24 protein-coding genes and 1 pseudogene are annotated in these 21,582 nt (G+C 49.0%); 4 read left to right on the forward strand and 21 right to left on the reverse strand.

Translation table 11 applies throughout. From position 1 onward, the window contains the following. Positions 1-111: 111 nt before the first annotated feature. The 14 genes from H0S68_RS20935 to H0S68_RS21000 all read right to left on the reverse strand — a co-directional run bounded on the left by H0S68_RS20935 (position 112) and on the right by H0S68_RS21000 (position 13,480). Entirely contained in the window at positions 112-1,848 is a 1,737-nt protein-coding gene (locus H0S68_RS20935) for a PglL family O-oligosaccharyltransferase (RefSeq protein WP_232807856.1), read from the reverse strand. A gap of 89 nt (positions 1,849-1,937) precedes the next feature. Continuing rightward, positions 1,938-2,816, reverse strand: coding sequence for a hypothetical protein (locus H0S68_RS20940; RefSeq protein ID WP_130016521.1), 879 nt, complete (start codon positions 2,814-2,816; stop codon positions 1,938-1,940). A gap of 76 nt (positions 2,817-2,892) precedes the next feature. Further along, a complete protein-coding gene (locus H0S68_RS20945; RefSeq protein WP_232807857.1) occupies positions 2,893-3,438 on the reverse strand; it encodes a fimbrial protein in 546 nt (181 codons plus the stop codon). 11 nt (positions 3,439-3,449) lie between these two features. Continuing rightward, entirely contained in the window at positions 3,450-3,950 is a 501-nt protein-coding gene (locus tag H0S68_RS20950) for a fimbrial protein (protein ID WP_262255760.1), read from the reverse strand. A gap of 19 nt (positions 3,951-3,969) precedes the next feature. Beyond that, a complete protein-coding gene (locus tag H0S68_RS20955) occupies positions 3,970-4,455 on the reverse strand; it encodes a fimbrial protein (RefSeq protein WP_260679799.1) in 486 nt (161 codons plus the stop codon). A gap of 10 nt (positions 4,456-4,465) precedes the next feature. After that, positions 4,466-5,125, reverse strand: a complete 660-nt coding sequence (locus H0S68_RS20960; RefSeq protein WP_232807859.1) for a fimbrial protein — start codon at positions 5,123-5,125, stop codon at positions 4,466-4,468. A 17-nt stretch (positions 5,126-5,142) separates the two neighbouring features. Next, a complete protein-coding gene (locus H0S68_RS20965) occupies positions 5,143-5,835 on the reverse strand; it encodes a fimbria/pilus periplasmic chaperone (protein WP_269813943.1) in 693 nt (230 codons plus the stop codon). 177 nt (positions 5,836-6,012) lie between these two features. Beyond that, positions 6,013-8,502 (reverse strand): outer membrane usher protein, encoded by a 2,490-nt coding sequence (locus tag H0S68_RS20970; protein WP_410529476.1) that lies wholly within the window; start codon positions 8,500-8,502, stop codon positions 6,013-6,015. Positions 8,503-8,588: 86 nt separating this feature from the next. After that, entirely contained in the window at positions 8,589-9,170 is a 582-nt protein-coding gene (locus H0S68_RS20975) for a fimbrial protein (RefSeq protein ID WP_128865441.1), read from the reverse strand. Positions 9,171-9,213: 43 nt separating this feature from the next. Continuing rightward, positions 9,214-9,759 (reverse strand): fimbrial protein, encoded by a 546-nt coding sequence (locus H0S68_RS20980; protein ID WP_128865442.1) that lies wholly within the window; start codon positions 9,757-9,759, stop codon positions 9,214-9,216. A 309-nt stretch (positions 9,760-10,068) separates the two neighbouring features. Continuing rightward, the gene (locus tag H0S68_RS20985; RefSeq protein ID WP_128865443.1) at positions 10,069-10,698 is read right to left on the reverse strand and encodes a helix-turn-helix domain-containing protein; all 630 of its coding nucleotides are present in this window, start codon (positions 10,696-10,698) and stop codon (positions 10,069-10,071) included. Positions 10,699-10,854: 156 nt separating this feature from the next. Then, the gene (locus tag H0S68_RS20990; RefSeq protein WP_217331580.1) at positions 10,855-11,340 is read right to left on the reverse strand and encodes a hypothetical protein; all 486 of its coding nucleotides are present in this window, start codon (positions 11,338-11,340) and stop codon (positions 10,855-10,857) included. After that, positions 11,330-12,181, reverse strand: a complete 852-nt coding sequence (locus H0S68_RS20995; protein WP_130016524.1) for a transcriptional regulator — start codon at positions 12,179-12,181, stop codon at positions 11,330-11,332. Before H0S68_RS20995 ends, H0S68_RS20990 begins: the two co-directional genes overlap by 11 nt. 402 nt (positions 12,182-12,583) lie before the next feature. Then, positions 12,584-13,480: a LysR family transcriptional regulator gene (locus tag H0S68_RS21000; protein ID WP_041414962.1), complete on the reverse strand. Its 897-nt coding sequence runs from the start codon at positions 13,478-13,480 to the stop codon at positions 12,584-12,586. Between the two features lie 272 nt (positions 13,481-13,752). Between H0S68_RS21000 and H0S68_RS21005 the strand changes: the two genes are divergently transcribed. From H0S68_RS21005 to abgT, 3 genes are all read left to right on the forward strand, one after another. Further along, on the forward strand, positions 13,753-15,069 hold the full coding sequence (locus tag H0S68_RS21005; protein WP_410529000.1) for a M20 family metallo-hydrolase: 1,317 nt from the start codon (positions 13,753-13,755) through the stop codon (positions 15,067-15,069). After that, positions 15,066-16,517 (forward strand): M20 family metallopeptidase, encoded by a 1,452-nt coding sequence (locus tag H0S68_RS21010; RefSeq protein WP_130016525.1) that lies wholly within the window; start codon positions 15,066-15,068, stop codon positions 16,515-16,517. Before H0S68_RS21005 ends, H0S68_RS21010 begins: the two co-directional genes overlap by 4 nt. A gap of 102 nt (positions 16,518-16,619) precedes the next feature. Then, positions 16,620-18,146 (forward strand): p-aminobenzoyl-glutamate transporter, encoded by a 1,527-nt coding sequence (gene abgT / locus H0S68_RS21015; protein ID WP_410529001.1) that lies wholly within the window; start codon positions 16,620-16,622, stop codon positions 18,144-18,146. Between the two features lie 45 nt (positions 18,147-18,191). Here abgT and H0S68_RS21020 read toward each other — a convergent pair whose 3' ends face one another. From H0S68_RS21020 to H0S68_RS21035, 4 genes and pseudogenes are all read right to left on the reverse strand, one after another. Beyond that, positions 18,192-18,767 carry an Ail/Lom family outer membrane beta-barrel protein gene (locus H0S68_RS21020; protein ID WP_020828635.1) on the reverse strand — a complete coding sequence of 192 codons (576 nt, stop codon included), beginning with the start codon at positions 18,765-18,767 and terminating at the stop codon, positions 18,192-18,194. Between the two features lie 328 nt (positions 18,768-19,095). Next, positions 19,096-19,410 (reverse strand): hypothetical protein, encoded by a 315-nt coding sequence (locus H0S68_RS21025; protein ID WP_116691740.1) that lies wholly within the window; start codon positions 19,408-19,410, stop codon positions 19,096-19,098. A 208-nt stretch (positions 19,411-19,618) separates the two neighbouring features. Then, a complete protein-coding gene (locus tag H0S68_RS21030; protein WP_410529002.1) occupies positions 19,619-19,867 on the reverse strand; it encodes a hypothetical protein in 249 nt (82 codons plus the stop codon). A gap of 131 nt (positions 19,868-19,998) precedes the next feature. Then, positions 19,999-20,151: pseudogene (locus H0S68_RS21035) on the reverse strand (filamentous hemagglutinin); the annotation flags it as partial. Between H0S68_RS21035 and H0S68_RS21040 the strand changes: the two are divergent. After that, positions 20,108-20,308, forward strand: coding sequence for a hypothetical protein (locus H0S68_RS21040; RefSeq protein ID WP_020828631.1), 201 nt, complete (start codon positions 20,108-20,110; stop codon positions 20,306-20,308). The pseudogene H0S68_RS21035 and the gene H0S68_RS21040 overlap by 44 nt on opposite strands. 40 nt (positions 20,309-20,348) lie before the next feature. On the opposite strand, the gene H0S68_RS21045 is transcribed toward H0S68_RS21040, so the two are convergent. From H0S68_RS21045 to H0S68_RS21055, 3 genes are read right to left on the reverse strand one after another with little or no spacing between them, the layout of a single operon-like run. Further along, positions 20,349-20,711 carry a DUF596 domain-containing protein gene (locus H0S68_RS21045; protein WP_128865731.1) on the reverse strand — a complete coding sequence of 121 codons (363 nt, stop codon included), beginning with the start codon at positions 20,709-20,711 and terminating at the stop codon, positions 20,349-20,351. Beyond that, positions 20,708-21,004, reverse strand: coding sequence for a hypothetical protein (locus H0S68_RS21050; RefSeq protein WP_128865732.1), 297 nt, complete (start codon positions 21,002-21,004; stop codon positions 20,708-20,710). The genes H0S68_RS21045 and H0S68_RS21050 overlap by 4 nt, the downstream gene beginning before the upstream one ends. Before the next feature lie 17 nt (positions 21,005-21,021). Further along, on the reverse strand, positions 21,022-21,549 hold the full coding sequence (locus H0S68_RS21055; protein WP_125470335.1) for a hypothetical protein: 528 nt from the start codon (positions 21,547-21,549) through the stop codon (positions 21,022-21,024). Positions 21,550-21,582 lie beyond the last annotated feature (33 nt).

Raw genomic sequence — 21,582 nt, forward strand, 5'->3', positions numbered from 1 at the left:
CGGGGGGTTAATCTTGCGAACGACACGTAACCTCAGAGTCGTAAGCACGACAAGCCAGAGTACGGGAATAAAAGCCCCTGCTGAGCTTTTTGTTCAAAGCCACGCTGGATATTACTGTTGCTGATACCAAGGCTCATCAGAAAAGCGTCGATCGGCGGGGAATAGCATGGCGGCCTCCAGACGGTAGCGTTCAGCCAACACCATTCGCCTCTGGTGGCGTAAGATAGTTATCAGGCTGGCGTAGACATTGACATCAATGCGCCGTAACAAATAGGCCCGTGCCCAAGTGACATGTTCCACCAGCAGTAACTCGTCATTCGTCTGGTTATAGCTCATCAAAGCGTTAATCTGCAGGTCAAACTCTCTGCGCTCATCATGCACCCACGCAGACAATGGTGACATCTGTTTCAGTGGTTCGATATCGCGCATACCATTGCGTTCAACCGCCGTCAGCTCTATCCCGCCCCGAAAGGCAGCGATCATCACACTGATGATCATCACAGCCATAACCAGCATTCCCCCTTTTACCAGTATTCCGCTGCCCACCCGACGACAAGCTATACGCTTTTTCGTTAAGCCATCTAATGTGGCTAACAGCAGTAAAAACAGTACCCAATGCGCGGCAGAAATATGAAATGGATATTCAAGTTGGCTATGAATCAGGATAGGAACCAGTACCCAACAGAGCGCGGTTGCTTCTCCGGCTCCACTTCGCCCAGCCCTCCATGCCTGCCGGTCATTATACATTGCTCGTATCAGCAATAGTCCTCCCGCCACAGCGATCATCGCCATGCCCACTAAAGCAAGTAATCCTCCCTCAACCCACCACAACAAAATTTCGTTATGAGGATGCCGAGCGATTTCCAACACTGCAGTTGGAGGGCTCTGATTAATACGAAAGTGCTGGAAACTGAATTCGAAACCACCGTATCCCCAACCGCTCAAAGGTTGCCGGATTATCATTGCCAATGTGTCCATCAGCATCGACAATCGCGCGTGGTTAGATGACTCATGGCTGATATAGCGTAGCATTTCACTATGCTGCCACTGCATCACGATAATCCCCAACAACAACCCCACGGACATTAACCCAACCGCCTTCGCACAAAACAATGGCTGATGCCGCCAGAAACTCAAACAGAAACCCAACGCCATCAATCCTGAGCCTAACCAAGCGGCCCTCGACTGTATCCAGATCAGTAATGCCGGGAGTAAAACTAGCAGCAAAGCGAGCGCCAAACGGTGATAACGTCCATAACCCGAAACCGCCAGCATTTTCCTTGGTAGCAGATAGAGCATCAATGTTAGCCCCAGCCCGGTGGCGATAAAACTGCCCAGCACGTTAGGTTGCTGGAAAACACCAGATACCCGGCGTCCTCCCGGCGGCATACCACTCCATTCAGGGGCAAACAGCTGCAATAACGCCATACCCGCCTGTTGCACAACGAGCAGTAACAGCAGTACGTATAAAGTACGCCGATAGTGACGGTTCAAGGGGAGTTGCAGCCAAGAGAAATAGAGCACCAAGCCAGCAAAAAACGCCGCCATTCGCCAAGCTGCAGCTGGCAACCATTCTGGGCGCGTAAACAATAGCGGAATACTCAACATAATCCCGCCAAAGAAAAAATAGCGGAACGTCGAAGTGATGGTTATGGACCGCCTTCTTACCATCCGCAGCCATATGAGCAATATCAAGCTTGCGCTGGCAGCATAGACCAATGTATTCACCGGCAGATTTAATCCCACCCCTCCCATATTTGGGAAGTAGCGAAAAACAAAAAATGAAACAACAAGAAAAAGTAGAAACAAATAATTATCACAATACTTTATTTTATATAATACACGCATATCTTTCCCAACCTATACATATCCCCGCTCATTGTAATGAGGGAAAGCGTTAATAACCCAAGGAGTATTAATTCGCGGTTCTATCTGTGCTAATCAATAGTCATTAAAACGATCAATGCTTTCGAATAAGTGCCTGGTGTGACCGTCGTTCCAGTTTTTTCTAATATCGAATAGACAACCACCGTGGCTGCCTGCCAACTCGGTACCGAGACATTTAAATCGCTGTCTGCCGGTGCGCCGTTGAGAGTTAAGTGTGATATTAACGACCGGTCGTCAGTCAACGCCAGACCACTGGAGTGGCTATAGCCATTAATCCTGAGTCGCACTCCGGCTGCTTTATTGCAAGAAATCGTCAGGTTGCCTGTCGCGATATTGCCCTGCAAGTCAGCGACACTCAACGTCTTATGATCAAGCGTCGTACTTGACGCTAAACAACTGGTGGGCGGCTCAACGGGTGTAATCGGGATACCTTCAACACCACCACCTCCTCCTCCACGTTGTTTGGGAAGATAGTTGTTAGAGCTCCCGGAGGTGCCGCTCACTGACAATATAAAAATCATGCTCCCCTGCTGGGCAGACCCGACATACGCCATCTTACCCGTGGCAGACAACAGATTTCTCAATTGGGCCACTGACAACGCATTAATATTAGTGGATTCAAACAACGTTGAATATTCACATCTGGCTCCGCACAATTCTCGTTCAACGCGGCAAGAAACAAACCGGCCAATACCAGCAACGAGATTAAAAGCACTTAGACAAGGATTGGTCACTGTATTTACACGCAGCGACAAGTCGGCCTTATCGACAACAGCATACCCATCCTGATCAATATGCCATTCATAATTATTGAAAGATGACACATTAAAATAGCCACTACCATAGTCAGAGGGCATTCCATAAGAAATGGATGTATAAAAACAAAATAAAAGACACCCAATACGTAATGAAATTTTTCTTATTTCCATAATTATTCTCGTAGAAAACACCAGTCAGAAATATAGAATATGGTTGAAAACCTATATCGGGGAGATGTTGTCCACCTTATTCATACGTCAACCGAAAAGTGGACACCGCGGTAAAGGCTCCCAGCACAACGGACCTGTTAGCCAATGCCAGTGGTTCCACCTGCACATAAGCTTTGAGATGTATCACGTTGCTGCCTTGCGTCAGCGGGTAAAGTTCACTCGCTTTATCAAGCTTAATGGTTTGCCCTGATGCTGTTTCCAGCCCTATAGCAATTCCCCTCGCGTTACCAACGGGAACCAACAACCCTGGCAGCTCACGGCTCTCTTCCGATGTCGTAAACGTTACCGAGATGGATTTGGCTAAACTCAGGTCGCACTGTGCCAGACGCAGCTCGAAGGGCATTCCAACCGTTCGGACATTCTGGTAAAGATATTTATCGACGATTACACCAAACGCCAACTGAACCTCTTCGTCCCCCGGTGCGATAACGCAAGGTTCTGCCACCAACGCGCCACGAAAACGAAGGTTGTCTTTTTCGGCAAGAGCACTCGTTGTACTTAGTACCGTCAACATCCCCAGAACACACACCAAAGGATGGTGTTTCATTTTTATGGTTATCATGCATTTCTCTGCTACTGATAATTAACCTGCAGGGTCGCAGTGGCCTCAAACTGGCCTTCGCTCAACACCGCACCGGGACGCTGTACTGGCACCGCCTCCAGTTGCGGCGGGCTAGAGGGATTAATGGCAATCTTGCTACCCGGCGCCATCGGTTGATCATTCTGATAAATGCGGATGCCCAGATCACTCATGCTAGTTTGCAGTGCTGCCTTATCGAAAGTGCTGACAGCGCCACTAAAGATAAGTGTCATGCCGTCCGTGCCGGTACTCCCCTCACAGCTAATTCGGTAATTCACGGCTTGTCGGTAGTTCACGCCATCAACCTTGTTCACACCCAACCGATCGCCAAAGTTCACATCCACAATCCCGTCATCATTAATCGAGCAAACTGGCGGCTCTATCAGTTTGCCCCGAAATTGCATCTCGGTTGCCTGCCCCACCCCAGCCTTCCCCAAAGCCAACAGCAATAGAGCGTGAATATGCCAATATCGGCGCATATTTATAGATTGCATGAGACTCATCCCGCATTTGTCATTGGTAATCCACCGCCAAGGTTGCACCAGCGCTAAATTCCCCCCCGGTTAACGTTACACCAGCGGCTTTAACCGGAACCGACGCCAATACCGGTGAGTTTGGGTAAGTAAAGTTGACCCAACGATTAAGAGGTAGCCGGATATCGTTATGTAATAAAGCGATACCTAACCCCGTCTTATTGGTCAGCAGCACTTCGTGATCAAACAATGCGCCACTGCCTTTAATTTGTAATTTCATAGCGTTGGATACTGCACCACTACATGCGAGGCTATAACTGATCGTTTGACGATAGTTGCTGCCGTCAACCTTCATCGTACTGACTTCGCCAAAATTCACTTCTATTGGTTGATTTTGATTAACGACGCATGGAGGTGGTTGAACAACCACCACTTTTACCGTTACCGTGGCGGCCTGTATCACCCAAGGCGCAGACAACGCCAATAAGCTCAACAAACCTGCCATGCACAGGTTTTTCCCCGCCATCTTAGTCACCTCATTCATAAAACAGCCGGAAGTGGATCACCGCACTATATGCGCCGGCTTGCAACGCAGCGGGTGTACGCACGGGTGTCACCCGATAAACCAACGCATTATTACCAGGGGAGAGCATCAGTGGCGTACCAGGAAGATCAAGACTCACGGGTTTTCCCTGACGGTCAGACAACAATAGCGCAATACCCGATGCCCCCTGCACTTCAACTAATCCCGTCGTATCTGCATCTTGTAGGGCACTGAAACTCACCGTGCCCGTGGGATATTCGATTCCCCAGGCTCTTTTTCCCACGAGCTCATCCCGCTGGCCGGTCTGAATACGTAAACAATCTTTCAGCCGCAACTCGAGCAATACTGAGGCACCGCGATCACCAGGTTGCTGTAACTGTGCCGTTCCTAAACTCCCCAGACTCACAACCTGATCAGCACTCGCCATATCCAGTCGACAGGCACTTTCCGTCAGTGAACCCGTGATCAGTAGCACACCATTGGCACCATCAACCTCACCACCATCGGCTTGGGCTTGTTGTATCAATAGCATCATCATAACCAATGTCAGCAACACCATCAGCAGCGCCGCAATAATCAACCCTATCCAGCGATGTAGGTAGCGACTATAGCCGTCGTCCCCCCCACAATGCTTAGCTCCCTGCATTGCCATTTCCTCTCCAAATACCTTTAGGGTTTATCCATGACTACATGGCATTCACTACCGCTGCAGGTAAAGGTGAGCTGCGGACGCCCACCGTAATCATTCACATAGGTCAACACAGGGGTTTGCCCCAGAGCCGCTGAAGATACGTTCAGCATGCCGTTGCCTTTAGGTGGCAACATCAACGGTTCAAAACCCGTAATGCCCGGGCTCCCTTTTTTGACGCCGCCATCGACAATCGTTACGTAGTACGGTGTCGGGTTATTGACGCGGTAGGTATTCCCTATCTTGGTCAGCGTCAGTTTTTCCTGCCAAGGCGCGGCGTTTTGCTGAGGCGCTATGGCCGCCGGGCGATAGAACAGTTTGATCCGCGTCTGCAGTGCAATCTGCAGCGTGTTCGGCTTACTACTTTTTGGTGGGATCTCACGGAGGTTGAAGTAATACAACGTCTCTCGATCCTGTGGTAGCTGTGCGATCTTCGACAACGCCAACAACTTCACCTGACTCGCTTTCCCCGGCTCAATACGCTGAACCGGCGGCAGCACTGTCAGTGGGCTTAGGATTTTATTCCCCCGTTCGTCTTCCAGCCACCCCTGAGCTAAATATGGCAACTGTTTGTTTTGGTTGCTAATATTAAGACTTACGGATTTCAAGTCACCGTCAAAAATCACTCTAGTGCGATCCAGAGCAATAGCGCCCTGCACCTGCCAAGCCGTCATAAAACCTAGCAAAACAGCGATAACCGCGCTCAATTTGGATATGCCACGGCGTTTTACATAAGTCATGATCATCAATACCTATATCCTGATTGTTATTACATTATTCTTTGTGCTGAGGAGAGAGCCTCCCCCTACACACTGTTCATGGCAGCATCATCGCCCGCACACTTTGCTGGCTTAAATCGCTCCCCTACCTACCGGTTCACACGGCAATAGCAGGTTATTCATCAGCAAATCCGCTGGCAGCGACGCCGGCATTTTCACCTCGCATTGCACATGGCCCGCCCAGCTCACCTTCATGGTCTCACCTGCATTGATACCACTCAGGTAAACACTGCCACCGTCGTTAACAATGCCAGTTTCCTGATTGCGCACGTTCAACACCGTCGCACCAAAAGGCGGCTCACTGCCATCGGCGAGTCTGATCATCGCCATAGCCTTTTCACCGGCTATCACGTCAAATCGTCGAGAACCAATCGCGCCTTCGGTGAGCGTTGCCTGCACCACCGAAGTTATCGCCTCCGCGCTATCACTTAGCTGGTTCAAATCGATGCTCACCTTATTGCGGTAATAGCTGTTTACTTCTGCGACAACCGCTTTGCCAAAGCGGTTGCTTCTGGAGGTGCTGCCATATCCACGCACCGGCACACCACTGACCCCATTGGTGTCAATCAACAAACGTGTGCCTCCCATCATGTTGCTGCGGTGTAATGCCCCACCTTCGGACGTTAACGTCATCCCCCCCTGCGCATAGGCACCCAATGCGCTATAGCTGCCTTGCTGATAGCTGGCATTGGCACTGACCCTGGCAATATCCCCTTCATAATCGTAATAACCACTCAGGTTGCCACCACGGCGCGATGTGCCAGCGGACAACTGGTAGCTGCTATGCTCGTCAATCCGATCGTAATAGCCAGCACGGTGCACTGTGTCCTTATGATCAAGCATTAGGCTGTAATTAAGTGATGCTCTATTTCCCCATGGCATCGACACGGACAACGTCATTCCATCCTCATTGCGACCGTTAAAACGGTTGCGGTAAGCCCCTATCGACAAGCTGAGATTTTTGATATTGCCGAAATCAAAGTAGCGCGACAGCGTCAGGTTATAGCGATCATTGGTTGGTCGATTCCAATAGGTCTGGTGGTTGTAGTTGAGATAAGTGCTTAATCCCCAGTCCCGAAAGTTCTTGTTCAGGGTGACGGTGTACATTTCCCTGCTGCTACCGCTTCTGTGGCCGGTATAGCGCGCATCAAGATATTCGCTCATTGTCATGAAGTCCTGCGCCGAGAAACGGTAACCAGCAAAGGTCACTTGACTGTCCAATTCGTCAAAGGTCTTCGAATAACTGAGGCGATACGAGCTGCCGCTAAAGGCTCTCTCTTGTCGCAGCTGTGTCCGTGACTGGGTCGCATCAAATGACAGCGCACCCAGTGCCATTAGATCGCGCCCAATCCCCAATGACAGCGCGTTATAATCGCCACCGCCTAATCCACCACCGTACAGCGACCAACCGTTGGTCACTCCCCAAGAAAACTCCCCGGCAGTAAACAACGGGCCTCGCAGCTGATGCCCCCATTCCGCTGGCCGTCCTGCCGCCAGTTTGAAGCGCACCAAACCTGGGCGCGTTAAGTATGGAATGCTGGCCGTGTTGACCGTAAACGTTTGCACCACACCTCCGTCCTGCTCCTCCACCCGCACATCAAGCTGTCCTGATACAGCGTCACTAAGCCCCTGAATACGAAATGGTCCAGCAGCAACCTGTGTCTCATACAACACCCGCCCCTGTTGGCTGATGATGACCTTGGCATTCGACTTGGCTATCCCCGTTACTTCTGGCGCATAACCTCGCAGATTCGGAGGTAACATGTTGTCATCGGACCGTAAACTGAGCCCGGTAAATCTGAAACTGTCAAAAAGGCTGGACTCCAAATACTCCTCACCCAGCGTCAATTTTGCACGCCATGCCGGAATAGCCCGGTAGATGTAGTAGCGGCTCCACTCCAGCGAACGCTGCATCCGTTGTTTCGAACCGGATTGACTGGCCAGTCGCCCTTGCCAGTCAGCGCGCAACCGCCAAGCACCTGCGTTCCCTCCCAAAGTCCCATTGCCGCTGATGTCATACCCATTGCCAGCTTGCCGCTGATTCCACTGCGTTTGAGCATTGACGCTATAGTCCAGCAGGATCCCTGGAATCCCCTCATCCCAGCGCGACGGTGGATCCCAATAATCGGAAGTAAACTCCAAATAGGCTTGAGGAACGCTCAGATACAACGCCGATGATGCCAAATCACCACGTGCTTCCATCCCTTCCAGACTGTGCAAGTTAAGGCAACGTCCATCGCGTGACCAAGAAAGCTGAGGCAGAATGCTCTCCTTTAACCCCAGTTGCTGAACCAGCATAGGCGACAAGCAGGCCTTGCTGTCTTTGGGATCATTTTCCGGCGCGATAAACAACACAGATTGCTCAGCAAGTTCGTTCTTGTTCACATGCACCGTCATGGCATAGGTGCCTGGCATAATATAACCGCTACGAGAGAACTGACTTAAGTCGATATTTTCTCTATCGTTTAAATCCAGTACATCCGTATTAAACTGGATCTCTTCTACGGCATAAACCACCCCATTCGGCTGCCAGAAATATAAAAAAAAACACAGCCTGGGCATGTAAAAATTCAATAACGTCCTTGTAGGCTTTCGCATAATTAAAAACCTTATCTATTACTTAACTTTCAGACGCGTTCTAAGATTCGTCATAAATAATCTAATCTGAACCGAATGGTGAAAAAATACCCACCCACCTTGAGCGGATGATGAACCGCAACAAGTGTCATAAAGTAATTGAGCATTTTATTTCCTGGAGCAAGAGTTTCCAGCGGCATCGCAACACCGGGGATAGCGACATTTCCATTATGATCCGTAATTCTTATCGCTACCCCCTTCCCTCTGCCTTCCCCCTGAAAGAGTCCGTTATCGTTATTTCCATCAAACGTAAGTTGCACGTATTTCCTGGCGGAATCATGCGCACTCTGTGTTTCCAGAGTGCAATTAATTAACTCAATAGAAAAGGCTTTGGCATTCCCCTGCCCACGCCGATAAATATCTGAGACAGAGATATTTCCCATATCAATTGTTTGCTCGCGGCTTTTGGTAGAAATGGCGCATGCCGTTGCTACAATCTCACCTTTTATATTGACCTGCCCTCGTCCTTGCGATGATAGGGCCTCTGCATTTGCAGAAACAATCAATGCAAACACAAAAATTAAAGGGGTTATTATCTTTACTCTCCCCTTAGATAACATGGCCTTACCCTCATTGAGCGCTAAATCAGGCATGCGGTTTCCGCATGCCTATCTAGCACCAGCTACTTAATAATGTTTACTGGTAAGCCAAGGTAAAGTCAGTCACGGCGCTGAAATCACCAGGTGTAGCTGAAGAAGCACCATCGCCTTGTAAATAGGCGGAGAAACTCAAAGTATTTTTCCCCGATTGCAAGGTCTGAGCATTCGTTGCAGTTCCCAGTTTAATGACTTCACCAGTCCCATCAGTAATAGCAATACTTGCCCCCTTAGCCGTACCGGTAATGCTCAGACGACCATCCTGGTCTTTACCGCTTGCCCCTGTGAAAGTCAGGTTCACTGCGTTATTCTTCCCTGGACCAGAAGTGGTTAACTCGCAGTTCTCTAGGTTAATATAAAAAGGTTTCACCGTAGATTTACCACCATCCTTCAGCGAAACCTGAGAAACCTGCCCCAATTCAATGGTCTGGTCTGCTGAATCAGCAGCAATAGAGCATGGCGCATCAATAATAGATCCGGTGAAAGTAACCTTACCGGAACCCTGGTTCACAACGGCGGCATTAGCGATAAAAGAAGCACCCATAGCACTCATGATCATCGCCATCTTAAGCTTATTAATATTCATTATTTAATCTTCCATCACAATAAATTATCTCTTACCTTGAGAGGAAACATCCCTATATAGAAGCATCCCTCTTCCCAAGACGAAAATTAATCAAAACCTTCGACGAGATAAAATATAACACCGTCAAAACATCACTACTCAATGAATAAACCTAAAGTTAATGAAATTAAAATAAATCCATTAAAAACAATGAGATAAACTTAGCAATTAAAGTTGGCAGATAATTTAAGATGTCTTAAACAAGCTAAACAAGATGAAACAGAGCATTCTAATCATTCTTACATTAATAAATAATGTAACAATCAAGAATTACATCCGTTTTTTATTTGCCCCCCCACAGATAAAAGATGTCAACTCCAGATTATTTTTTAACTTTAGCTTTTTCATCGCAGAGTACTTCTGCGTATAGACTGTTTTAGCATTTCTACTCAAGATATAAGCTATGCTATTAAATGAAAACCCAGCAGAAAGAAGCTCGATAACATCAATCTCGCACTGAGTCAAAAGCTGCTTACCACAGGATTGACAAGTTGATGACAACGCATTGCTGTAGCCGCCCTCTTTATTCATTGACAGCTGGCTGAAGTATTTTTTTATTTTACCTACAGTTTCTGATGTAGAGTCCCGCTTTGAGAATTTCAATCCAGAATTGAAAACAGAACATGTTAACGACCCACGACCTCTCTTGACGTCTCTTACATCTCTAAATACCGGAAAAACCACACCACAGAATCCCTTACTGATTAATGGCAATGACATGGCACAGTCGCCATCCCCCTCCACTTCCTTAAACACAACATCAGCATAGTTCAGTTTGCTCTTATCAAAACTCACATTTCCAATGAAGCCGCCCTCAATAAATATTTTATCAATTAACAACTTTAACCCCTGTGCATAATACTTATCACTGCCAACAATAATAACATTGTAACTAAGCATATATTCCCTTATCAATCTAACAACTATAGATTAATCACACTACAGATTGATGATTAAGATAAATAATTAACTTAGCTAAAAAAAACTTATAAAAAAACCTGACATTAACGTCAGGTTTTTTTAGATTTTATACAATTGTAGCATCCACTTGGATGCTCAGCGTTCCTTACAAACAAAGTGAGGAATTGAGTTAGTGTAAAAAGTATATTTATTATGGTAATCCTTAACCACTCTAAAGCTAACCCAACCGTCAACCCTATCGAGGTAATCATAAAAATATTTTTTCGACAGCACATCAGGCACATTATCCGAAACATCGGGATGCACGGCTTTAGTTTTTATAAAATAAGAGGTGCCATCATGCACAACATACTCTACTTCAGCATAGCGCTTAACGTTATAATTAACACCTGCGGAATTAATCTTACCGCTGTATGAAATAAGCCCAACATTTTTATCCAAAAGAAATAACATGCCAAGCTCCAGGCGGTCACTCCCACTTGATGATGGATAAATAAAGCTCGCATGCGCATAGCAACCCAAGCCATTCTCACGCTTAGTCAGTTTTTTATAAAAAAAACATCCAGCAAGAGAACCAAGCAGCAATAAAAATATCACAGCTAAAAAAAACCTATTTTTCATAACGATGCCCCCCTTCACGATAAATATAGTAGGAAGAGCAATCCGTGTTTTCGCTCAAAATATCACCATTACAGCTAATCAGGGAAACTCTCGGCAACGTATTGAAATAACTGATGTATACCCTTTCACTCTGTGAACAGGTTTTACCTGCTTCGGCTAATGCGTCTGAAATCTTATCTCTCGACCACGCAATCTCTTTTTTATAGAGATAAATATCGCAGCCGTTAACTTTCATGGCGTGATGATAATCGTGGAACCGGCCGTTTTTGGTCGAGAAAAAATACGCCATTAAAACCGTTGCGATCAGCGCCACACTCAATGTCAGCAGTGCAATGAGTAACCAATTGATAATGCTGGGCCCTCTGGCATCTGCCGGAGCTTTTTCTGGATATTGCTGATTATCAACTTCAGCCGCTGGCTGTAAAATTATATCAGGCGCTTTTTCGATTACCCTACCAGGCTGGCCTAACCTTTCAATACAGGGAACCTGTTTACCTCCCGCTAATGCTGCAACATGCAGCCCCGCCGCCAAGCACATGCCACGACGAGGGATCGTCACTATCACGTCATCGTTCATACCAAGCTGTCTGAATGCACGGCGAATCATAGAAATATGCTGATACAGCGTATTCACATTAACCGGGATCCCATGCTGCTCCCATACTTGCTCAAACAACACTTGTTGAGATGTTGTATTAGGAGAGTTTAATGTAATGATAGCCAAGCAATCACGTGAAGGCGTAGTTAATGAAACTCGGTTACCTTCATTATTAGCCTCATACAAACAACAGGCGTTAAAGTCAAAAACGACTTTATTATTAAATATCTTGTTTTCTTCCATAAAACGCCTTTAAATACAGTAAAATCAAGAAAAAAGTATGTCAAATTAACCATTTTGGTCAAGCAATACATAGGAAAAATCCCAATGAATAACTCAACCCATTGATTTTGAAATATAAATTTAAACATTAAACATTCTTATGGTTTTGTTTTTGCCGTTTTTTTACCCAACTAAATTGCATTAAAAACAATGCTATAACTACAAAGGTGAGAAATGGAATTAAAATATCTCCATTAAGATAAAGATATTTTTATAAATTAATGACAGAGAGATTTTCAGCTGTTTTTTTATAAGTGTACAATACGTAAATTACGCAAAAATAGAACATCGTAGACATCTACTGATTGGCTAATTAAGTGGTTTGCACATTTCGCTCAACACTGCCGGTTTTTGGTTAACACCTCAGCGACAGTGCAGACGAAACAGGCGCGCCAGGTGTGCGCCCATCGGCGTCAGCGTGGTGTCCTTACGCTGAATCAGATAAAACGTCGCCTTTGGTAAGCTTTCTTCCAGCGCCAGCGGCACCAGATGCTTACCCAGTATTGGGTCAGAGATCACATCTACCGATAAAATACTGACGAAATCACTTTGCGCCACCAGGCTGGTGCAGGCCATAAATGTCTCACAGGTCACGCTGATTGACGGCGCCATTCCCAAATCCCCGAACAGATCGTGCAGCAGGCGATAGTAGCTGCCTTTGGGCGTCGGCATGGTCCAGTCGCAGTGCTGCAGCTGTTTCAGGGACGTCGCTCCTTCCATCGGATGCCCCTTGCGCACCACCACCTTGTACTCTTTTTCCATCAGCCGTTCGTACTGTAATTCATTGTCCAGGCTGCTGGGGTAATAAGTATTGACGGTAAAATCCAGCTCGCCCTGGCGCAGCTCCGGGATCATCGATACCAGCTGTCCTTCGACAATCCGTACTTTGACCTTCGGGTATTCACGATGAAACTGGGTGATAACCTGCGGCATGACGGTGCGCGCAATGCTGCCGCCTACGCCGATATTCACTGAACCACCCGCCAGCCCCAGCCGTTGCTGAATATCCTCCTGTGCCACCCGCAGCTCTTCGAGGATCAGGCTGGCATGCTGGAAAAAGTTATCGCCGCAGTCGGTCAGCACCACGCCCTGGCTGCGGCGAATAAACAGCTTGGCCCCCAGCACCTGCTCCAACTCCTGAATCGACTTGGTTAACGCAGGCTGGGAAAGGCGTGAAGTGCGGCTGGCGGCGCGGATGCTGCCCTGGCGACTGACTTCTACAAACGCACGTAATTGGTGCAATTTTATTGAGGCTGGCATAGGCAAATGGCGATAACCGTTGTTTATCAATAGCAAGATATTGGCATCTTATTTAGCCTGATTCCATTGTGTACATTCGAAAAAACAGAATATATAACCAAATTCTCATTTCGCTTAATTAAGCGCATTTTCTGCGCCGATAAGCGCTATTCACGGCAGTTAGTCACTAAATACGTCTTTTTTTTCATTAAATAGCTTCACCGTCTGATTTGGTTCAGCGCACCACTGCTGCCCGGCATTTACCTGGGCGCGATAACTTATGAGATATCAAAATGAATAATCCGCTTTCGATGTTGGTGACCGATCTGTACCCGCAGCTGCAGGCCTGGCGGCGTGACTTTCACCGCTACGCCGAGTCCGGCTGGTTTGAATTCCGCACCGCTACCCTGGTGGCGGAAGAGCTGGATCGGCTGGGCTACCGCCTGCAACTGGGTCGTGAAGTGATTAACGCCGACGCCCGCATGGGGTTACCGTCGGCCGAGGCTCTGCAGGCTCAGGAGCATCGCGCCCGCGAACAGGGTGCGCTGGAAAAATGGCTGCCACATTTTTCCGGCGGCTTCGCCGGTATTGTCGCCACGCTGGATACCGGCCGCCCCGGGCCAGTGATCGCCTATCGCGTTGACATGGACGCGCTCGATCTCAACGAAAAGCTGCAGCCGGATCACCTGCCGTTTCGCGAAGGTTTTGCCTCCTGCAACAGCGGCATGATGCATGCATGCGGTCACGATGGCCACACCACCATCGGCCTGGGACTGGCACACGTTTTCAAAAGCCTGGAACCTCAGCTCAACGGCACCATCAAACTGATTTTCCAACCGGCGGAGGAAGGCACCCGAGGCGCAAAATCCATGGTGGAAGCCGGCGTAGTGGACGACGTTGATTTCTTCACTGCGGTGCATATCGGCACCGGCGTGCCGGCCGGCGAACTGGTGTGCGGCAGCGACAGCTTTATGGCGACCAGCAAACTCGACGTCACCTACCGTGGCGTGGCCGCCCATGCGGGGGCCAAACCGGAAGATGGCCGCAATGCGCTGCTGGCGGCGGCACAGGCCACGCTGGGGTTGTACGCCATTCCACGCCACAGCGAAGGCAGCTCGCGCATCAACGTTGGTGTGCTGCAGGCAGGGACCGGTCGGAATGTGATCGCCGACCACGCATTTATGAAAGTAGAAACCCGCGGCGCCACCAATGCCATCAACGAATTTGTCTACCAGCAGGCGCTGAACGTGATTGAGGGCGCGGCAAAAATGCACGGCGTTGAGTGCGATACCGCACTGATGGGCGCGGCGCAGAGCAGCAAACCGACCCAACCGTGGGTGGACTACATTCACCGGCAGGCGCAGAGCATTGCCGAACTGAGTTCGGTGGTCGACCGCCGCGAGCAGGCCGCCGGTTCAGAAGACGCAACCTACATGATGGAACGGGTGAAATCGCACGGCGGGCAGGCCTCGTACGTGATCTTCGGCACCGAGCTGAGCGCCGGGCACCACAATGAGAAGTTTGATTTTAATGAACAGGTCATGGCGGTGGCAGTGAAAACGCTGGCGTCGCTGGCGCTTAACCTGCCTACTTTTGGGAGCCAAGCATGAGCCATCCACAGCTGCTGAAGTTTATCCATCACTACATTGACCAACACCAGCCGCGTTTTAGCGCACTGAGCGACAGTATCTGGGATCACCCGGAAACACGCTTTACCGAAACCTATTCTGCCAATTTGCTGGCCGATGCGCTGGAGCAAGAAGGTTTTACGCTTGAACGCGGCGTCGGCGGCATTGAAACCGCATTTATCGCCAGCTATGGCAGCGGCCACCCGGTGATCGCCCTGCTGGGCGAGTACGACGCCCTTGCCGGATTAAGCCAACGGTCAGGCTGCGCCACGCCGCAACCGCTGGTCGAAAACGGGAACGGTCACGGCTGTGGTCACAACCTGTTGGGCACCGCCGCATTGGCGGGAGCCTTCGCGGTCAAAGCCTGGATGCAGCAACAGCACCTGACCGGCACCGTGCGTTTCTACGGCTGCCCTGGCGAAGAGGGCGGTTCCGGCAAAACCTTTATGGTACGCGAAGGGCTGTTCGATGACGTCGACGCCGCACTCACCTGGCACCCCGAAGGCTTCAGCGGCATGTTCAATACCAGCACCCTGGCCAATATTCAGGCGGCGTTTCAGTTCAAGGGGGTCGCCGCGCACGCCGCCAACTCACCCCACCTTGGCCGCAGCGCGCTGGATGCCGTGACACTGATGAACACCGGTGCCAACTTCCTGCGTGAGCACATCGTGCAGGAAGCGCGATTGCACTATGCGGTTACCAATACCGGCGGCAGCTCGCCCAATGTGGTGCAAGCCGACGCCGAAGTGCTGTATCTGATCCGCGCGCCGCAGCTCGATCAAGCGCAGGATATTTACCAGCGAGTGATCAACATTGCCAAGGGTGCGGCGCTAATGACCGATACCCAAATGACGGTACGTTTCGACAAGGCCTGTTCCAACTACGTGCCAAACCGCAGCATGGAGCAGGTGATGTATCGCCACGTCTGTGGCTTCGGTCTGCCGGAGTACAGCGAGGAGGAGCGCAGCTTCGCCACCGAGATCCGCCAAACGCTGAACAAGGACGACCTGCGTAATGCCAAGCTGAATATCGCCCGGACTGGCGGGGCGGCCGGGCGTGAATGGGTGCAAAACCTGGGCGACAAGGTACTGATGGATGAAGTCGCGCCTTATGTGGCCTCGGAAGATCTGCTGTACGGTTCCACCGACGTCGGCGACGTCAGTTGGGTGACGCCGACCGCTCAGTGCTTCAGCCCGTGCTTTGCGCTCGGCACCCCGCTGCACACCTGGCAACTGGTGGCACAGGGCCGCACCTCTATTGCGCACAAGGGCATGTGCCTGGCGGGCAAGGTGATGGCGGCCACCGCCATCGATCTGTTGAGCGACAGCGCTCTGCTGGCGGAGTGCCGCCGCGAGTTCGAACGCCAACGAACAGAACAGCCGTACAGTTGCCCAATCCCGTCGGGGGTTAAACCTTCGCCGTTAAAATAAAGACAGAACGACACAGGCCCACCCACGGGCCTGTGAAAATAATTATAAATAAATCAAATAATAAAAAATAAACACAACAGGACAAACACAGAGGGTAAGCCAATGAGTGAGGCCACAACGTCAGTCAATAAAAGCCCCGGTCGCATTTTTTACTGGGTAGAACGCATCGGGAATAAAATTCCCAATCCTTTTTTACTGTTCGTCTATTTAATCGTTGTTTTAATGCTGTCCACGGCGCTGTTCTCCTGGCTGGACCTAGCGGTGAAGAACCCGGCCACCGGCGAGCTGATCAAGGTGAATAACCTGATGAGCGTAGCGGGCATGCAGTGGATTTTCCCGAACATCATTCATAACTTCAGCAGCTTTGCGCCGCTGGGAGCCATTCTGGCACTGGTCATCGGCGCTGGGCTGGCAGAGAAAGTCGGGCTGTTGCAGGCGCTGATGTATAAAATGGCCTCACGCGTTAGCGCACGCTATGCCAGTTACATGGTGCTGTTTATCGCCTTCTTCAGCCACATTTCATCGGATGCCGCGCTGGTGGTGATGCCGCCGCTCGGCGCACTGATGTTCCTTGCCGTGGGCCGCCATCCCATTGCCGGGCTATTGGCCGCTATTGCCGGGGTCGCTTCCGGCTTTACCGCCAACCTGCTGATCGTCACCACCGACGTGCTGCTGTCCGGTATCAGTACCGAGGCCACCAAAGCGGTAGACGCCGCCGTTCACGTCAGCGTGATCGACAACTGGTACTTTATGGCCACCTCGGTGATCGTGCTGACCATCGCCGGTGCACTGCTGACCGATAAGTTTATTGAACCCAGGTTGCCGGAATGGTGCGGCAGCGCGGAAGACAAAATTGAAGCGCTAACCCCGCTGCAAAACCGTGGGCTGATGATGAGCGGCATAGCCGCACTGGTGTTTATCGCGATTATCGCCGCGCTGGTGGTGCCGGAAGCCGCCCCGCTGCGCGATCCGAAAACCGGCTCGGTGATCCCCTCGCCGTTCATCAAAGGCATAGTACCGATCATCATCCTGTTCTTTTTCACCGTCGGCATTACCTATGGCGTGGTGACCAAACAGATCCGACGCCCAGACGATATTCCCCACCACCTGATAGAGCCGATGAAGAGCATGGCCGGCTTTATCGTGATGGTGTTTCCGCTGTCGCAGTTCGTGGCGTTCTTTAACTGGAGCAACATGGGCAAGTTTATGGCCATCGGCCTGACCGACATGCTGGAAGCCGCCGGCATGAGCGGCGCACCGGCGTTCCTCGGCCTGATGTTCCTCTCCGCCTTCCTGTGCATGTTTATCGCCAGCGGTTCGGCCATCTGGTCGATTCTGGCACCGATTTTTGTGCCGATGTTTATGCTGCTCGGCTTCCACCCGGCGTTCGCGCAGATGATCTTCCGCATTGCCGACTCCTCGGTGCTGCCGCTGGCACCGATGTCGCCATTCCTGCCGCTGTTCCTCGGTTTCCTGCAGCGTTACCGCAAAGACGCCCAGCTCGGCACCTATTACGTGCTGATCCTGCCGTATCCGCTGGTGTTCTTTGCCGTGTGGATTTTACTGTTGCTGGCGTGGTACGCACTCGGCCTGCCGATCGGGCCGGGGGTCTATCCGAAGATGGGGTAAAGATTACCGGCCTCTCGATATCGGGAGGCCGGAAGCATGCAACTATCAGAAACGATAGCCAATGCCGATATTGAAACCGTTGATGGAGCGATTTTTACCACCGGCATCCAGTTTGGAGCCTTCATAACCGATATCTACCGCCAAATTTTCCATTGGGTTAACCTGGAAACCAACGCCGTACATAAAGGAGGTTTTCTTCTGGTTACCGCTCTCTTCACCCATATATTCGTAAGTGTTGTATGCGTAATTGCTCCAGGATGACTTGTAATCCACCTTGTTATAATTCAAACCCAGCAGCCCGTAAACGCTGACAAATTGATTAAAACGGTATGCCGGACCAACGGACAGTGAGTAATATTTAACTTCGGCATGATTATTAACTTTGTCGCGATAGACATTGTAAGACTCGTCCTTGTCACCGCTCATATAGGTAAATGAGCTGATAACGCTGATTGGCGAATCCCACTCGTAACGGTACTTAACGTTCACGCCATTGATATTCTTGAAGTCCTGCACCTTGCTCTGTGCATAACCGGCAGTGATGGTACTTTGCCCGGCATGGGCAGCCATGCCGAAGCCCAGAGTGGAAAGAACCAAAGTGGAGATGATTAACTTTTTCATGCAATCTTCCTTAATCGTAAGTGGAACAACATTGGTAAAAAAAATAACTATCCATGTCGTATTGGCGGCATAAATCATTAATTTTTCATAATCAAACCCAATTGACACACAAAATGACAGCGTAGCAAATCCAGCTTCATAATTAATTAGTTGTACCAGTAACTTGCGATCCGCTTCACGTCAATAGTAAAATCGGCCACCCAGCAAGCCGATTTTATAATCGCACTTTTTATCTTCATCTACCTAAAACGTTGGAACAGGGGTTGCAACTGCTCAAGCCAGCAACTATTACCCCCAAAAGTTATCGGGGGGAGAAATAGAATTAACATCATTCATCATACTTATAGTTTATCTTGAAATCACCTTCAGATGAAATACTGAAATATATATTTGTTATATTTTTATTATGTTGTTTAACAAGATTATCTCTTAAACAAATAGCTGCTTTTGTAGCGGAAACAGAAATAGGTAAGCTTGGTATGTTCAACGCAGGATAACGCTGGCCCCGGTATACACGCCAACCTTGACTACTGCTCATTTGGTCGAACAGTTCAATATCAACCCCAGCGACATCCCAAGGCTCAGTACCGACAAATGCCAGCACCTCGTTAGCTATAAAGCTGTAGGCTTCTTCTATAGTCATCGTCTATCTCACTGTATAAATGTGTATGTTTTAGGCACACCATCTATGATGGCCGTCACCCTAAATGCATCGGGACGAACTCCTCCACCGTCCGGATATCCTACATCGAGTGTCCGCATTTCTTCGCGTGTGACAGCACCAGCACTCAGGGGGCTAAGCACTGCAATACCGATGTTCATCGGTAGCAAAACAGTCTTGCAAAGTCGTTTCATTTTTTCTTTTTTATCTCTTCTATCTTAGCAAACACCCAAACCCCAATGCCTAATGAAACGCCAGCACCTGCTCCAGCTTTGCAAGCAAAAATAAACGTATCTAACCGATACTCAAAAACTCCATTACGAACGAAGAAAATTATTGGCGCGATAAAACTAGCTAAAATAGCTATTCCTATTATCAATAATGCACACGAAAAAAATAAATATAAAAACATTGAAAAACCTACATGTTTATTTTTCATTTTTTTTATCCTCAGCTTTCATCCCAGCTTCAATTCCTGCCCCTACAACTGTCCCAGCCACACCGCCACCCACAACCCCAGATGCTTCAGCAGTAATGGGGGATATACCTTTAGATATAATTTTTCGGTTATTTTTTCACCACTTTTACTTTGTCGAAGATCGGGCTTAACGTCTGATTGGCGTGCTCCACGTCGCGGCTCAGGTCGTTGACGTCCTGCGTTTGTTTGTCCTGATCGCGGATGATGATGGTGCCGTCGCTTACCGCCGCTGGTCTGACAGAATTTCATTTCAGCAGATCATGCATCTACCTGCTTACTGCTCAGATAGTTATTCTCGACAACCGCAAGAAGGTGGCCCTGTGGCTGAAGGATTTTCCGGGCCCGCTGAACGATATCGGCGATGCGCCGGTGTTCAAGCGCCGTGACGGATGGTGCTGGTAACGGCTGATAAAAGGATCCCGGCTCGGTAGTCGGGATTATTTCAAGTCCATAGCTCTCCACCATCAGGTGTTAGCCAAACGACCCCAACAGGTGCCTTAACTAAAAACCACATTCCATATTCATCTAAATCATCATCTTCATATGGGTAAGCAGGCCAGGCCTCTTCCAACATTTTTATTTGTTGCTCAACAGGAGCAGTCAAAAACACGCCATTCGTAGCTAGTTTAATTTTTTTATTATTCAATAAGTTACCTAAAACAACAAAAAATATTTTTTTCCTGAAAGAGTAGTTATCAGGCAACTCAGAACATTCAACACTGATATGTTGCCATATAGCCCCCAAAGACAATCCATAAGAACTTTCGGCAACAGATTTATATATCTCATTGATATTTTTAATCATTTAAATTTAATCTCCACCCTTCTTCCACCATTTATAGATGGAGTCATTAAATCTATGGTCCATTTAGCACCAGTTTGTTGTGCTGACGTTGAAAAGTCTCTCAATGTCAAAGTGCTACCAGCAGAAGGTCCTTCTGTGACTTTTAACGAATATACCGTACCTTTACCAGGAACCACCTTAGCTGATTGCATATTCTCTGACCTCGAAAGTTGCTTAAAGTAAGTCATAACATCAGCGTCAGTAGCTCCTTTAAATACAGGAGCACCTAAACTTAACGGTGGAGCTGCAACCATTGTTTTCCCATTAATATTTAACTGGAAGTCCTTCGGATGTACTGCCGGATTATTAAACTGAGTGGCAAGGCCATCAAATTTTTTTTCACTGCTTGCTGCTGTAATATCGCCCCAGATGGTTTTCCACTTAAATCAGAACTATTTTTCGCATTTTGCCCGATTCTTTCTAATGCTTCTTTTTCAGCTGATAATTTTCCAGCATTCATAGCTGTCGACTCAGCCTTACCCGCAACCTTAGCTGCAAACTTCTCCGTCAGTACCACTCCGCCCTTGGCCAGCCCAGCACCACCGGCAGCCAAAGATGCAATATCAGTCAGTAGTTTACCACCCTCGCCCCCTGCATTGAATGAGCCGCTGGCTCCCGCCTTTTGATACTCAGTAGTCAGCTTATCTATTCTGTCGATATAAGATTGTTTTACTGCGCCGCTAACATTACTTAATACACCATCACCGTCGAATAAGGCAGAGATTGAGTTCCATGTGTCCACTGGGCTTAAGCCCATTTTCACAATGCCTTCTACCGTTTCGTACAGTGAAGCAGGCACGCCCGCGACAATTCCCGCAGCAAAGCTGCCATC

It is taken from the genome of Serratia sp. AXJ-M, from assembly GCF_046531865.1.
Classification (GTDB): domain Bacteria; phylum Pseudomonadota; class Gammaproteobacteria; order Enterobacterales; family Enterobacteriaceae; genus Serratia; species Serratia liquefaciens.

What these genes read in the sequence shown, in the direction of transcription:
- H0S68_RS20935 (WP_232807856.1), bottom strand. Translation starts at nt 1,848, where the DNA reads ATGCGTGTATTATATAAAATAAAGTATTGTGATAATTATTTGTTTCTA.
- H0S68_RS20940 (WP_130016521.1), bottom strand. Translation starts at nt 2,816, where the DNA reads ATGGAAATAAGAAAAATTTCATTACGTATTGGGTGTCTTTTATTTTGT.
- H0S68_RS20945 (WP_232807857.1), bottom strand. Translation starts at nt 3,438, where the DNA reads ATGATAACCATAAAAATGAAACACCATCCTTTGGTGTGTGTTCTGGGG.
- H0S68_RS20950 (WP_262255760.1), bottom strand. Translation starts at nt 3,950, where the DNA reads ATGCAATCTATAAATATGCGCCGATATTGGCATATTCACGCTCTATTG.
- H0S68_RS20955 (WP_260679799.1), bottom strand. Translation starts at nt 4,455, where the DNA reads ATGGCGGGGAAAAACCTGTGCATGGCAGGTTTGTTGAGCTTATTGGCG.
- H0S68_RS20960 (WP_232807859.1), bottom strand. Translation starts at nt 5,125, where the DNA reads ATGGCAATGCAGGGAGCTAAGCATTGTGGGGGGGACGACGGCTATAGT.
- H0S68_RS20965 (WP_269813943.1), bottom strand. Translation starts at nt 5,835, where the DNA reads ATGACGGCTTGGCAGGTGCAGGGCGCTATTGCTCTGGATCGCACTAGA.
- H0S68_RS20970 (WP_410529476.1), bottom strand. Translation starts at nt 8,502, where the DNA reads ATGCCCAGGCTGTGTTTTTTTTTATATTTCTGGCAGCCGAATGGGGTG.
- H0S68_RS20975 (WP_128865441.1), bottom strand. Translation starts at nt 9,170, where the DNA reads ATGCCTGATTTAGCGCTCAATGAGGGTAAGGCCATGTTATCTAAGGGG.
- H0S68_RS20980 (WP_128865442.1), bottom strand. Translation starts at nt 9,759, where the DNA reads ATGAATATTAATAAGCTTAAGATGGCGATGATCATGAGTGCTATGGGT.
- H0S68_RS20985 (WP_128865443.1), bottom strand. Translation starts at nt 10,698, where the DNA reads ATGCTTAGTTACAATGTTATTATTGTTGGCAGTGATAAGTATTATGCA.
- H0S68_RS20990 (WP_217331580.1), bottom strand. Translation starts at nt 11,340, where the DNA reads ATGAAAAATAGGTTTTTTTTAGCTGTGATATTTTTATTGCTGCTTGGT.
- H0S68_RS20995 (WP_130016524.1), bottom strand. Translation starts at nt 12,181, where the DNA reads ATGGAAGAAAACAAGATATTTAATAATAAAGTCGTTTTTGACTTTAAC.
- H0S68_RS21000 (WP_041414962.1), bottom strand. Translation starts at nt 13,480, where the DNA reads ATGCCAGCCTCAATAAAATTGCACCAATTACGTGCGTTTGTAGAAGTC.
- H0S68_RS21005 (WP_410529000.1), top strand. Translation starts at nt 13,753, where the DNA reads ATGAATAATCCGCTTTCGATGTTGGTGACCGATCTGTACCCGCAGCTG.
- H0S68_RS21010 (WP_130016525.1), top strand. Translation starts at nt 15,066, where the DNA reads ATGAGCCATCCACAGCTGCTGAAGTTTATCCATCACTACATTGACCAA.
- abgT (WP_410529001.1), top strand. Translation starts at nt 16,620, where the DNA reads ATGAGTGAGGCCACAACGTCAGTCAATAAAAGCCCCGGTCGCATTTTT.
- H0S68_RS21020 (WP_020828635.1), bottom strand. Translation starts at nt 18,767, where the DNA reads ATGAAAAAGTTAATCATCTCCACTTTGGTTCTTTCCACTCTGGGCTTC.
- H0S68_RS21025 (WP_116691740.1), bottom strand. Translation starts at nt 19,410, where the DNA reads ATGACTATAGAAGAAGCCTACAGCTTTATAGCTAACGAGGTGCTGGCA.
- H0S68_RS21030 (WP_410529002.1), bottom strand. Translation starts at nt 19,867, where the DNA reads ATGAAAAATAAACATGTAGGTTTTTCAATGTTTTTATATTTATTTTTT.
- H0S68_RS21040 (WP_020828631.1), top strand. Translation starts at nt 20,108, where the DNA reads ATGATGATGGTGCCGTCGCTTACCGCCGCTGGTCTGACAGAATTTCAT.
- H0S68_RS21045 (WP_128865731.1), bottom strand. Translation starts at nt 20,711, where the DNA reads ATGATTAAAAATATCAATGAGATATATAAATCTGTTGCCGAAAGTTCT.
- H0S68_RS21050 (WP_128865732.1), bottom strand. Translation starts at nt 21,004, where the DNA reads ATGGTTGCAGCTCCACCGTTAAGTTTAGGTGCTCCTGTATTTAAAGGA.